This is a genomic window from Kouleothrix sp. 19917 (genome assembly GCF_057073505.1).
On record NZ_CP097099.1, the window covers coordinates 4,895,707 to 4,908,697 of the forward strand.

A 12,991-nucleotide genomic window follows, 5' to 3' on the forward strand; every position below is an offset into this window, starting at 1 on the left:
CACAGATTACTAATTCGAATTACTAAACGACATCTCGATCCGCTTTCCCTGCCGTCTATGAGTTTTTCTTACATATGCCCAGCCGCCCCGCAATGCCGCCTGGCACATACCCCATGCCGCCCGGGCTACGCGGCAGGAAGGCACTGAGATGGACGCTCGGCATCAGGCCGCGCTGGCAGAGCTGGCCGAAGCCACCCGCGCAGGCACCGACCTGCCCGCGCTGCTGAGCCTGGCAGTGCGCCTGGCTGCAGCGACGCTTGGCGTGGCATACAGCGCGATCTGGGAGCTTCGGCCCGATGGGCGGCTGGTGCTGCGCGCGGCGGCTGGCTGGCCGGGCGAGCTGGCAGAACCGCCAACGCTTGCAGCAAGCCGGCCATCGCACCTGGCAAGCGCTGCGCGAGCTGCCGCGCCGCTGATCATCGCAGATTGGGCGCATGAAACGCGCTTCGAGCAAATACCTGCCCTGCGCGGCAAAGGCGTGATCAGCAGCGCCGCACTTGCCATCCCTGGCCACCCAAATGCCTTTGGCTGCCTGGCGGTGGATGCCACTGCGAGCCGACAGTTTGGCGAAGAAGAGATCGTTTTTCTTGGCATGCTCGTAACCACCATCACGTTCGCCATTGAGCGCGCCCAGCTTGCCCAAACCATCGAGCGGCGCGTTGGCGAGCGCACGCGCGCAATCGAAGAGTTGCTGGTTTCGGCCGCGCAAGAGCAGGCCGTGCTGGAAGAACGCCAGCGCCTGGCGCGCGATCTGCACGACTCGGTGATCCAGGCGCTGTACAGCGTGACTCTGCACGCCCAGGGTGCGCGCGGCCTGCTGGTTTCCGGCAATCTGCCCCAGGCCGCCGACGCGCTGCGCGGGCTGCAGGAAACCGCGCAAGAGGCGCTGGACGAGATGCGGCTGCTGATTTTCGAGCTGCGCCCGCCGATTCTCGAGCAGGTTGGGCTGGTGGCGGCACTCCAGGCGCGGCTGAACTCGGTGGAAGGCCGCGCCAGCCTGCACACCCGCCTGCTGGCCGACCGCGTTACCAAGCTGCCCGAGGCGGTCGAACAGGCCTTATATCGCATCGCGCAGGAAGCGCTGAATAATGTGCTGAAGCACGCGCAGGCCCAGCATGTTACGGTGCGGCTGGAGTGCGCTGAAAGCGCGGTGCTGCTTGAGATCAAGGACGACGGCATTGGCTTTGAACCATCGCGCATGGATACCAGTGGCGGGGTTGGGCTGCGCGGCATTGCCGAGCGGGTGGCGCAGCTGGCGGGAACCTTCACCCTGCTGAGCGCGGTGGGTTCTGGAACATACCTGCATGTGGAGGTGCCACTATGACGTGCCCGATTCGTGTGTTGGTAGCCGATGACCATCTGGTGGTGCGCCTGGGCATTCGCACCCTGCTGGCGGCCGAGCCCGATATCGACGTGGTTGGCGAAGCGCGCGATGGCCTGGAAGCCATTGCCGAGGCGCAGCGGCTCCAGCCCGACGTTATTCTGATGGATTTGATGATGCCGCATGTCGATGGCATCGCGGCGATCGAGCGCATCCGCGCCCACCAGCCGTCGGCGCGCATTCTGGTGCTCACCACCTTCGAGGCCGACGACAAGGTTTTTCCCGCTATTCGCGCGGGCGCGCTGGGCTATACGCTCAAGGATTTTGGGCCCGACGAGCTGGTGCGCGCAATTCAGCGCGTTTTCCGCGGCGAGTCGTCGCTGCACCCGGCGATTGCGCGCAAGGTGCTGCACGAGCTGGCGCACCCCGCGCAGCGCCAGGCATCCGAGCCCCTGAGCGAGCGCGAGCTGGCCGTGCTGCGCCTGATTGCGCGCGGCGAAAGCAACCAGGAAATCGCTGCGGCGCTTCAGATCAGCATCGCCACGGTGAGCAAGCACGTCAGCCATATTCTCGACAAGCTGCACCTGGCCAGCCGCACCCAGGCGGCGCTGTATGCCCTGAGCGAAGGGCTTGCGAGCCTCAGGGAGCGCGAGCAGGGGGCGTAGCTGCGCCGCCCGGCGTCCCCCTAACCCCAAGACGCTTCAAATCAGGACGATAGAACCGTTCACCACAGAGACACAGAGGCACGGAGAGTTGCAGGTTTGAACGTTTGAAGGTCCCTGCCTCCCGCTGACTGCCAACTGGATAGATTCTAAACCCCTTCCCGGTTCTGACAGACTTTCCGCACACTACTTCGGGCATACCCAGTTGCGCATTTTGCGCACCAACGCTGTGCATTTTGCCTGCGGCACAGAAAGATTCCTCACCCCATTTCCCCTCCCAGCATAAAGCACTACGCATTTTGTGGTAGTGGCCATACGCATTTTTGGGTATGGTTAAATTCTCGTTTTTATCAATGACACAGGCGGTTTCCGCTGGCATACTGAGGGCATCAATAGCTTGCACAATAGCTGACACGAGTGCGAGGAACGATGATGGTGCAGCCCATTCGTGTCTTGGTTGCCGACGATAGCGCGCGAACTCGCGACGGCCTGCGCGTGCTTTTCGCTACATGCCCGCAGGTAACCGTCGTTGGCGAAGCCCCGGATGGGCAGGAAGCATTGCGCCTCGTCGCGCTCTTGCGCCCCGATGTGGTGCTGCTCGATCTGCACATGCCGCTGCTCGATGGCTTTCAGGTGGCGCAATGCATCAAGCAGCGCTGGCCGGAAATCCTGGTCGTGGTGCTGACGGTCTATGCAGCCGAGCAGAGCGCGGCGCTTGCAGCCGGGGCCGATGCCTTTGTGATCAAAGGCACCTCGCCCGAACGGCTGCTGAGCGCGATCGGGGTGCTGAATGGCGTTGAGCCATAGGCCATGCCGGGGTCGCCATTCGCTCCGCTGCCAGAACATCGCTGGGCGCTTGCGCCCGCGCCAATACCGTCGTTCACATATGCCGCCCAACCGCCGAACCGCCGCCTGGACGATGCGCCGATGCATACATCAAAAGCCAACAATGGCCTGATGCGCGAGCTGAACGAGCGAATTGTGCTGAGCCTGCTGCGCCAGGAAGGCACGATCTCGCGCGCTGAGCTGGCGCGGCGCAGCAGCCTGAGCCGCTCAACTGTTTCGAGCATTGTTGCGGGGCTGCTTGCAGCCAAGCTGGTGCGCGAAACCGGCAGCGGCGATTCACGCGGCGGGCGGCGGCCAATCATGATCGAGCTGAATGAGCAGCCACGCTATGCCGCGGGCGTGGAGATCGGCAGCGGCGCGCTGACGGTGCTGCTTGCCGATCTGGTCGCTACCGTGCTGCTGCGCAGGCAGCGATCCTTCCCGATTGCCAGCGGCCCGCACGCATGCGTCGCGCAGGTGGCGGCCTTGCTCGGCCAGATGCTGAGCGAAACCGGGATCGCGCGCGGGCAGCTGCTGGGCGCGGGCGTGGGCGTGCCGGCTGCCGTCGCGGGTGGCCGCCTGGCCGCGCCCGCGCTGCCGCCCGGCTGGCACGATGCCCCGCTGCGCGCCATGCTGGAAGCTTCGCTGGAGCTGCCCGTGCTTGCCGAGAACGATGCCAACCTTGGCGCGCTGGCCGAGCACCGCTGGGGCGCGGCGCGTGGCTGGAGCAATGTCGTCTACCTTTTTCTGGGCGGCCTGGGCCCTGGCTGCGGGCTGATCCTCGATGGGCGGCTGTATCGCGGCGACATCGGCGCGGCCGGCGACATTGGCGGGCTGCCTGCGCACGAGCCGGGTGCTGGCGATCTCGCAGCTTCGCCCGGCAGCGTGCAATCGGCGATTGGCACCGCTGCGCTGCTGGCCCGCGCCCGCGAGCATGGCCTGGCCTGCGCCGGAATTGACGAGCTTGTGCAGCTGGCGCAGCACGGCAACGCCTGCGCGATTGCGCTGGTGGAGCAGGCCGGCGCACACCTCGGCGGCGTTCTGGCCAGCCTGCTCGCGATCGTCAACCCCGGGATCGTGGTGATCGGCGGGGGGCTTGCGGCGGCTGGCGACACCCTGCTGCACGCGGTGCGCGGGGCGCTGGCGCGGCAATGTTCCACGCCTGCAAGCGCGCGCGTGCCGATTGTGCCGGGCGATCTTGGCGGGGATGTGGTTGCGCTTGGCGGCGCGGCGCTGGTTCAGCAAACGTTCGACATGCCGGCGGCAATGCTGCCAAGCATGGTTATCTGACGGCCGGGCGGCACCACAAGCAGCCGTTCCCCGGCCAGGCTGCGTAGCGCGGCACTCGATGCACAAGAAAGGGGGATGAACAAACGGTGGCGCATTGCCGAACAACTGGCCTGCGCCGGGACACACCGATGAACGCCCGCTTTGATATCGGATCTGGAAGCAAAGGAGCGCACAGGTATGCAACGAATGCTCAAAACTTTTAGCCTGCTGAGCCTGCTGGCCTTGCTGCTGGCAGCCTGTGGCGGCGGCACGGCAGCAACCCCCACCGCCGCGCCAGCAGCGGCTGGCGAAGCAACTGCCGCGCCCGCGGCCGGCGGCGGCACAACCAGCAGCGTCGCGAACTGCGCAACCAACGGCCCCAAAGTCGACAAGCTGACGCTCTGGACGCGCGCGGCCGAGCAGGCAGATGATCCCAACTCGGAATTCGCCCTGCTCAAATCGGTGACCGATGCCTACACTGCGGCTGCTGGCACGCCAGTCGAGCTTGTCACTGTGCCCGACGCCGACTTCAAATCCAAGATGTCGATCTCCTCGCCAGCAGGCGAAGGCCCCGACGTCTACGGCCCGATCGCCCACGACTGGCTTGGCGAGTTCGCCATCCAGAAGATCGCGCTGGAAATCCCCGACAGCGCAATCAAGGAAAAGAGCGACTTCCTGCCCACCACGCTCGACGCCGCGACCATCGACGGCAAGCTGTATGGCCTGCCGCTTTTCGTCGAGTCGGTTGCGCTGCTCTACAACAAGAAAATGGTGCCGACCCCGCCCAAAACCTGGGACGAGCTGGTCAAAGTCGCCACCGACCTGACCAAGGACGACGTGTATGGCTTTGGCTTCCCGCTGCTCGAGCAGTACCACGAAGGCGCGTTCTTCATGGGCTTTGGCGGCTATGTTTTCAAGTACGACGCCGGCAAGTTCAACACCGACGACATCGGCCTGAACAACGACGCCAGCATCCAGGCCGCCGAGTTCCTGCGCGACATGTACCAGAAAAAGCAGCCGCCCATGCCCGATGCAGCGATCGACCGCGCGAACATGCACGGCGTGCAGGAAGGCATGATGGAAGCCGGCAAGCTGGCCATGACGATCAACGGGCCGTGGCGCGAGTCGCCGCTGAAGAAGGCCGGCATCGACTATGGCGTTGCCAAGCTGCCGACACTGCCGAACGGCCAGCCCATGCGCCCCTTCCTTGGCGTGCAGGTGTTTGGCGCTAATGCCTTTAGCAAAAACAAAGAAGCTGCGCTCGACCTGGTCAGCTTCATGACCTGCACCTCCAGCGCGGTCAGCCTGTACAAGTTCAACCTGCGCGCGCCGGCCCGCACCAGCGTGGTAGAAAACGCCGACGTAAAATCCAACCCGAACATTGCAACCTGGAACGCGCAGGCCGCCGATGGCGTGCCAATGCCAAACATCCCCGCGATGAGCAATGTCTGGAAGCCGTGGGGCGACGCAATGGACTCGATCATCCCGACGAACGCGCCCGATGATCAGATCAAGGGCCTGCTCGACAACTCGGTGGAGCAGATCAAGACGGCAATCGCGCAAACCAAGTAGGCCGGTTCGTGACGTATGAGCGCGGGTGTGGCGCATGCGCCGCGCCCGCGCCATAAGAGGGAGACTCGCTATGGCAGCAAAAGTCGTTGCGCCACCTGCCCGGGCCGCGCAGGCGCGCCCGATCGACCGCGCAGCATACCTGTACCTCGCGCCCGTGCTGATCGCCACGGTGCTGTTCATTATTCTGCCGTTCCTCTACACCGTCTACATCTCCTTTACCAACTACAGTCTGTTCCACTTCCTGGAATTCGAGTGGGCCGGCTTCCAGAACTACCAGCAGATCTTTGCCGGCGGCAGCGCCTTTTTCCCGGTGCTGGGCTGGACGATCATGTGGATGATTTTGTGCACGCTGTTCAACATCGGCGTGGGCATGGGCCTGGCCATGATGCTGAACAACTCGCGGCTGCGCGAGCGCAACCTGTACCGCACCATCCTGATCATCCCCTGGTCGATCCCGTTTATTCTGACCTCGCAGGTGTGGGCCGGCATCTACAACACGCAAGGCCCGCTCAACCTCATCCTGGGCTGGTTCGGCGTTGAGCGGATCAACTGGCTGAACCAGGCCGGCCCGGCTCGCGCGGCCCTGATTATTGTCAACCTGTGGCTGAGCTACCCCTTCTTTATGACGGTCTGTCTGGCGGCCTTGCAAGCCATCCCGGCCGAGCTGTACGAAGTAGCCGACCTCGACGGAGCTAACAACTGGCAGCGCTTTCGCGCAATCACATGGCCGTTTATGCTCACTGCCATCACGCCCCTGATCATCACGCAGCTGGCATTCCAGTTCGGCAATGCCGGCGTGATCATTCTGATCACCAACGGCAACCCGCTGGCCTTCCCCGGCGCGAACTATGGCGCAACCGACACACTGGCAACCTTTGCCTACAAGCTGATCTTCCAGCTGCGCCTGTATGGCCTGAATGCGGCCTATAGCATCATCATCTTCTTTATTCTGGCGGCGCTGACGATTTTCAACGCGCTGGTAACCGGCTCGTTCAAGGAGATTGAGCGATGACAACAGGAACACAGCCGGCCGCCCGGCCCGCAAATCGCACCTCGATTGCGCAGTCCTACCGCTTTCAGCAGGCGCTGGGCCTGTGGGCGCTGCGCATTGTGCTGATCATTGCCTGCCTGATTTCGCTGTTTCCCACGCTGTATGTGGTGATGTATTCGTTTAAGGGCGGCGGCAACAGTCTGTACAGCCCAACGCTCATCCCGCAGCAGCTGACGCTGGCAAACTACCAGAAGCTGCTCAGCAGCCAGTTCCCGCTGTGGGTGCGCAACAGCCTTATTTTGGGCGGCGTCAGCGCGGCCGTGTCGGTGATGCTGGCAACTTTTGCGGGCTACGCCTTTTCGCGGCTGAATTTCGTGGGCCGGCGCTACGGTATTTTGATCTTGCTGATCATCCAGATGCTGCCAACCGTCGGCTCGATGGTGGCGATTTTCCGCGCCTTCCAGGTCTTTCACCTGCTCAACTCGCTGTTTGGCCTGATCCTGCTGTTCGGCTTTGGCGGCAGCGCGCTGGCCGTCTGGCTCATGAAGAATTTCATGGACAGCATTCCGAAGGAGCTGGACGAAGCCGCGTCGATCGATGGCGCGACGAACTGGCAGATCTTCTGGCAGATTCTGTTCCCGCTGCTGCAGCCCATGCTGGTGGCGCAGTTCATTTTCGGCTTTATTGGCATCTACAACGAGTATATCGTCACAACCGTGTTTCTGTCGGATTCCAAGCTCTACCCGCTTGGCGTCGGCGTTCGCACCTTCTCGACGCAGTTCGCCACCAACTGGACACAGTTCTGCGCGGCGGCGGTGCTTGGCTCGATCCCGATTATGATTGTATTCTTCCTGGCGCAGCGCTTCCTGGTCGAGGGTTTGACCAAGGGCGCGCTGAAGGGCTAGCGCGCTTTCAGCACAGGGTTGGGTGTATGGGGAATGGCTTATATCCACAGATTACGCAGATTGCGCAGATATGAGGTCGCCGATCTGCATAATCGGTGTAATCTGTGGATGGTTTTTGCGAATTTGCCCCTGTTCTGCCTGTTCTGCCTGTTCTGCCTGTTCTGATGGTTGATTCGATGCTGTGTGGATGAGCGACTGCATATGACCGACAAAAACACCCTGTCACGCGCGCTGGCCAGCAGCCTGGCACAGCTCTTTGCCGAACACCCGGCCGTGGAAGCGGTGGCGCTTGGCGGTTCGCACAGCGCCCACGCCTCCGACGCGCAATCCGACATCGACCTGTGTGTGTACACCCGCGCCGAGATTTCGCTGGCCGAGCGGCAAGCCATAATCGAGCGTGCCGGCGGGGCGGCGCGCGCAAATATTGGCATGACCATCTGGGGGCCATGCGACGAATGGTTTCACCGCGTGACGGGCATCGAAATCGATAGCATGTACTTCGATTGCGCCTGGATGGAAGGGCAGATCGCGCGCGTGCTGGACGAGCACCAGGCCAGCCTGGGCTATAGTACCTGCTTCTGGCGCACGGTTCGGCAATCGCAGCCGCTGTTCGACCGGAGCGGCTGGTTTGCGGGCCTGCAGCAGCGCAGCCAGGCCGAATACCCTCCTGAGCTTCAGCGCAACATCATCGCGCTCAACCATCCTGTGCTGCGCAATGTCATTCCTTCCTACTTCCAGCAAATCGCGAAAGCTGTGCAGCGCCAGGATCGCGTAAGCGTGAACCACCGTTTGGCGGCGCTGCTGGCCAGCTACTTCGACGTGATCTTTGCGGTCAATCGCGTGCTGCACCCCGGCGAAAAGCGCCTGCTGGCCTTTGCCGCCGCCGAATGCCACACGCTGCCGCTGGAAATGGCCGTCGATCTCCACGCCGTGCTGGATGGCGGCCCCGAGATTGTGGCGCGCATCGCCACGCTGCTCGATCAGCTCGACGACCTGCTGGAGCGCGAAGGCTTTGATCACCGCGCATGGACGTGAACATATGAAGCAGACCTCATGGTTGCGCGCGCTGACGCTGGCGCTTGGTGTGCTGGCGGTCGCTGGCTGCGCGGGCGGCAATTCAGCCAGCGCGCCGCCCAGCAACGCCCCGGCGGAAGCAGCAACAGCGGCACTGCCCGCCACGCCCACCCGCAACCTGCCCACGCCCGCGCCCACCATCACCGTCGGCCCAACCGCCACGCCCTTTCCGCTCGCGGCCGGCTGGTGGGATGGCGCGGTCTGCTACGAAATTTTCGTTCGCTCGTTCTACGACAGCAATGGCGACGGCATTGGCGACCTGAACGGCATTGCCCAGAAGCTCGACTACGTCAACGACGGCGACCCCAAAACCACCAAGGACCTGGGCGCAAACTGCATCTGGCTGATGCCAATCATGGAATCGCCGAGCTACCACGGCTACGACACCACCGACTACTACACGGTCAATCACGAGTACGGCACGAACGACGACTTCAAAACCCTGGTGGCCGAAGCGCACAAGCGCGGCATCAAGGTCATTCTCGATCTGGTGCTCAACCACACATCCAAGCAGAGCCCGTGGTTCCAGCAGGCCGCCAAAGACCCGGCCTCGCCCTATCGCGACTGGTATTTGTGGTCGAAGGACAAGCCCGGCTACAAAAACCCCTGGGGCGACGACCCCTGGCGACAGTCGTCGGCGCGCAACGAATACTACTACGCGATTTTCTCGGTCAGCCAGCCCGACCTGAACTATCGCAACCCGGCCGTCACCGCCGAGGCGCGCAAGATCAGCGCCTTCTGGCTGAACGACATGGGCGCGGATGGCTTCCGGCTCGACGCGATCAAGCACCTGATCGAAAATGGCCCGAACCAGCAGCACACGCCCGAAACGCACGCCTGGCTGCGCGACTACCGCGCCTTCCTTCAGCAAACCAAGCCCGGCGCGTTCACCGTGGGCGAAGTTTTTGGCGACCCGGTTGCGACCCTGCGCACCTACTACCCCGACCAGCTCGACGAATATTTTGAGTTCGATGTAGCCCAGAATATTGTGGCCGCTGCCAGCGGCGGCATTGCCCCGCCATTTATCAGCGCCGTCACCACCGCAGAAGCCGTGCTTCCATACAATCGTTGGGCGCCATTCCTGACGAACCACGACCAGAACCGCGTGATGAGCACGCTGGGCAACGACATGGGCAAAGCCCGAATTGCGGCCACGGCGCTGCTGACGCTGCCCGGCCTGCCGTTCGTCTACTATGGCGAAGAAATTGGCATGACCGGCCAGAAGCCCGACGAGCGCATCCGCACGCCCATGCAGTGGAGCGCCGATGGCGCGACCGGGGGCTTCACCAGCGGCAAGCCGTGGGAGGCGCTGCAAAAAGACACGCCCACTGTCAACGTGGGCGCGCAGGATGCTGACCCCGGCTCGCTGCTGAACCTGTACCGCGCGCTGATCACCCTCCACACCACCAACCCGGCGCTGCGTGACGGGGCGTTTGTGCCGCTGCGAACCAGCAATGGCGCGGTGGCGGCGTTTCTGCGCCAGGCCGCCGACGAAACCGTGCTGGTGGTGCTGAACTTCAGCAAAGTTGCTGCCAGCAATGTCACGCTCGATCTTGCCGAGAGCACGCTTGGCGCGGGCGACTACCAGCTTGCGCCGCTGCTTGGCGAGCAGGCCAGCGCGCCGCTGACGGTTGGCGATGGCGGCGGCATCACTGGCTCCATGCCCTGGCCGAGCCTCGCGCCACAAACCGGCTACATCGCCACACTCCGCCGCTAGCGCGCTTTCAGGGCAGGCTTGAAGGTTGCAGGTCGACAGGTTGCAGAGGCGGGGCGTATCGCATACGCCTGTTCGCAGGTTGGCAGGTTGGCAGGTTGCAGAGGCGGGGCGTATCGCATACGCCTGTTTGTAGGTTGCAGAGGCGGGGCGTATCGCATACGCCTGTTTGCAGGTCGGCAGGTTGCAGAGGCGGGGCGTATCGCATACGCCTGTTTGCAGGTTTGCATGGCGGGGCGTATCGCATACGCCGGTTCGCAGGTTGCAGAGGCGGGGCGTATCGCATACGCCGGTTCGCAGGTTGCAGAGGCGGGGCGTATCGCATACGCCCTGCTGCCAACTGCCAACTGCCGACTGCTTGCTTCTCGGTCTCGGTTCTTGGTTGCAGGACTCACAGCTATGACAGACAACGTCTCGCAGGATTTCGTTTTTGGGACGCTGGCAACCGACGCGCTGCGGCTGGCGCAGCTGCGGGCTGCCAGCGCGGGCGTGGCCCACCAGCACGACATCAGCCCGCCCGACCCGCGCCCCGGCCAGGCGGTCGAGGTGCGCGTGAGCCTCGGCCCAGGCGTGGCCGCCGAGCACGTCACCTGCTACTACACCACCGATGGCCGCGACCCGGCCGGCGGGCGCGGTGTCGCCAGCACGGGCGTGGCGCTGGGGCTGGCGCGGGCCGAAACAATCTGGGACACGCTGCTGTGGGGCTATCGCGAAATCTGGGCGGGCAGCATACCGCCACAGCCCGACCAAACGCTGGTGCGCTACCGGCTGGAAGCGTGGTCGGAACAGAGCAGCACCTGGGCTGCCGAGATCGCGGGCGTAGCCGGCGGCGAGCGCCCGCCCGGCGTTGCCGAGCTGGATGCCGAAATGTTTGCCGACTGGGGCCTGTGGCCCGTGCGCCGCGCCGGCAGCTATGCCTACCACGTCGACGACGAGCGCGTGCCGGGCTGGCTGCGCGATGCCGTCATCTACCAGATCTTTATTGATCGCTTTGCAACCGCCGGCGGCCAGCCATTCCACACGCCCGACACCCCCGGCGGCCTGTATGGCGGTACGCTGCGCGGCGTGCTCGAGCAGATCGACTACATTGCCAGCCTGGGCGCAAGCTGCATCTGGCTGTCGCCGCTCTTCCCCAGCCCCTCGCACCACGGCTACGACGCCACCGACTACCGGAGCGTCGAGCCGCGCCTGGGCAGCGCCGACGACCTGCGCGCCCTGACCGACGCCGCGCACGAACGCGGCATACGCGTCATTCTCGACTATGTGGTGAACCATGTGTCGTGGCATCACCCGGCCTTTGTGGCGGCGCGCGCCGACCAGGGCAGCCCCGAGGCGGCCTGGTTCACCTTCACGCGCTGGCCCGACCAGTACCTGACCTTTTTTGGCGTGCAGGATCACCCGCAGATCAACAGCGACGACCCGGGCGCGCAGCATTACATGATCGAAAGCGCAACCCACTGGCTCGCATGCGGTCTCGATGGCTTCCGCTGCGACTATGCCAACGGCCCATCGCACGCCTTCTGGAGCGCATTTCGTGCCGCCACGCGCGCCGCCAGACCGGGCAGCATTACGCTTGGCGAGGTGGTCGAAACGCCAGCCTTGCAGCGAAGCTACCAGGGCCGCATGGATGGCTGCCTGGACTTCATGCTGCTCCAGGCGCTGCGCCAGTTTTTTGCCTTTGAAAGCACGAGCGCACCAGCCTTCGACGCATTTCTCCAGCGGCATCTGGCCTTTTTTGCGGGCGATTTCGTGCTGCCCTCGTTTCTCGACAACCACGACATGAACCGCTTTCTGTGGGTTGTGCGCGGCGACACCCGGCGGCTGAAGCTGGCGGCGATCTGCCAGTTTACCCTGCCGCACCCGCCGATTATTTATTACGGCACCGAAGTGGGCTTGGGGCAGCAGCGCGACGTGCGCTACGCTGACGGCAGCGGCCACCCGGAAGAATCGCGCCTGCCAATGCTGTGGGGCGAGCAGCAGGATCAGGCGCTGCTCGATTTCTACCGCCGGCTGGTGTGGTTGCGCCGCTCGACGCCGGGCTTGTGGCGGGCCGCGCGCACAACGCTGCAGGCGAACGACGCCGGACTGTATATCTACCAGTGCAGCGACGCAACCCGCGCCGCCACCGTCGCCCTGAATCGCAGCAGCAGCGAGCGGAGCGTGCGGCTCGCCAGTGGGGGCGCGCACCGCCTGCTGCTGGCCAGCGAGGATGCAACCGCGCTGTATGGCGACACGCTGTTTCTGCCGCCGTTTGGCGGGGCGGTTGTTGCGCAGGGCGAGTGGTGAGCGCTGTTAGCTGCGTGGCAGCGGCGGCGCGGGAATGCGCAGAATCGGGTGGATCGACCCGCGCGAGCCAAAGCGCAGAATGACATAGACCGTGTACTCACGCGGGCACCAGCCTGGTGGGTGCCGGTGGTGCGCCACGTCGTCGCGGCAAAAATCGCCCACCCAGATCGGCCCCAGGTCGAGCAGCTCGGCGGGCGGCGCAACGTGCAGCCGGTTGGTTTGAATGCCGATCACGGCAAGCGCGCCAGCCAGGCCGAGCACAATGCAGCAGGCCAGAATCACCATTACACAGCCGCGTCGCCATCGGCCAGCCATGGCAGCACCTCATTCGTGCGCTCGGAGCGCAGAGTTTAAGGGATGGGGAAGCCAGTA

Annotated in this window: 11 protein-coding genes; 10 read left to right on the plus strand and 1 reads right to left on the minus strand. The window is 64.1% G+C overall.

Going from position 1 to position 12,991, the window contains the following annotated elements; all coding sequences use genetic code 11:
* Positions 1-148: 148 nt before the first annotated feature.
* The 10 genes from M1P90_RS19760 to M1P90_RS19805 all read left to right on the plus strand — a co-directional run bounded on the left by M1P90_RS19760 (position 149) and on the right by M1P90_RS19805 (position 12,619).
* Positions 149-1,324: a GAF domain-containing sensor histidine kinase gene (locus M1P90_RS19760; protein ID WP_483697012.1), complete on the plus strand. Its 1,176-nt coding sequence runs from the start codon at positions 149-151 to the stop codon at positions 1,322-1,324.
* Positions 1,321-1,986, plus strand: coding sequence for a response regulator (locus tag M1P90_RS19765; protein ID WP_483697013.1), 666 nt, complete (start codon positions 1,321-1,323; stop codon positions 1,984-1,986). The genes M1P90_RS19760 and M1P90_RS19765 overlap by 4 nt, the downstream gene beginning before the upstream one ends.
* Before the next feature lie 426 nt (positions 1,987-2,412).
* Complete coding sequence (locus M1P90_RS19770; RefSeq protein WP_483697014.1) at positions 2,413-2,790, plus strand: response regulator; 378 nt, start codon at positions 2,413-2,415, stop codon at positions 2,788-2,790.
* Positions 2,791-2,910: 120 nt separating this feature from the next.
* Positions 2,911-4,098, plus strand: a complete 1,188-nt coding sequence (locus M1P90_RS19775) for an ROK family protein (RefSeq protein ID WP_483697015.1) — start codon at positions 2,911-2,913, stop codon at positions 4,096-4,098.
* A gap of 177 nt (positions 4,099-4,275) precedes the next feature.
* Positions 4,276-5,649 (plus strand): sugar ABC transporter substrate-binding protein, encoded by a 1,374-nt coding sequence (locus M1P90_RS19780; protein WP_483697016.1) that lies wholly within the window; start codon positions 4,276-4,278, stop codon positions 5,647-5,649.
* A gap of 70 nt (positions 5,650-5,719) precedes the next feature.
* Positions 5,720-6,661 (plus strand): carbohydrate ABC transporter permease, encoded by a 942-nt coding sequence (locus M1P90_RS19785; protein WP_483697017.1) that lies wholly within the window; start codon positions 5,720-5,722, stop codon positions 6,659-6,661.
* Entirely contained in the window at positions 6,658-7,545 is an 888-nt protein-coding gene (locus M1P90_RS19790) for a sugar ABC transporter permease (RefSeq protein ID WP_483697018.1), read from the plus strand. Before M1P90_RS19785 ends, M1P90_RS19790 begins: the two co-directional genes overlap by 4 nt.
* A 201-nt stretch (positions 7,546-7,746) precedes the next feature.
* The gene (locus M1P90_RS19795) at positions 7,747-8,580 is read left to right on the plus strand and encodes a nucleotidyltransferase domain-containing protein (protein WP_483697019.1); all 834 of its coding nucleotides are present in this window, start codon (positions 7,747-7,749) and stop codon (positions 8,578-8,580) included.
* A gap of 4 nt (positions 8,581-8,584) precedes the next feature.
* The gene (locus tag M1P90_RS19800; protein ID WP_483697020.1) at positions 8,585-10,336 is read left to right on the plus strand and encodes an alpha-amylase family glycosyl hydrolase; all 1,752 of its coding nucleotides are present in this window, start codon (positions 8,585-8,587) and stop codon (positions 10,334-10,336) included.
* A 396-nt stretch (positions 10,337-10,732) separates the two neighbouring features.
* Complete coding sequence (locus tag M1P90_RS19805; protein WP_483697021.1) at positions 10,733-12,619, plus strand: alpha-amylase family glycosyl hydrolase; 1,887 nt, start codon at positions 10,733-10,735, stop codon at positions 12,617-12,619.
* Between the two features lie 6 nt (positions 12,620-12,625).
* On the opposite strand, the gene M1P90_RS19810 is transcribed toward M1P90_RS19805, so the two are convergent.
* On the minus strand, positions 12,626-12,934 hold the full coding sequence (locus M1P90_RS19810; protein WP_483697022.1) for a hypothetical protein: 309 nt from the start codon (positions 12,932-12,934) through the stop codon (positions 12,626-12,628).
* Positions 12,935-12,991: the final 57 nt, after the last annotated feature.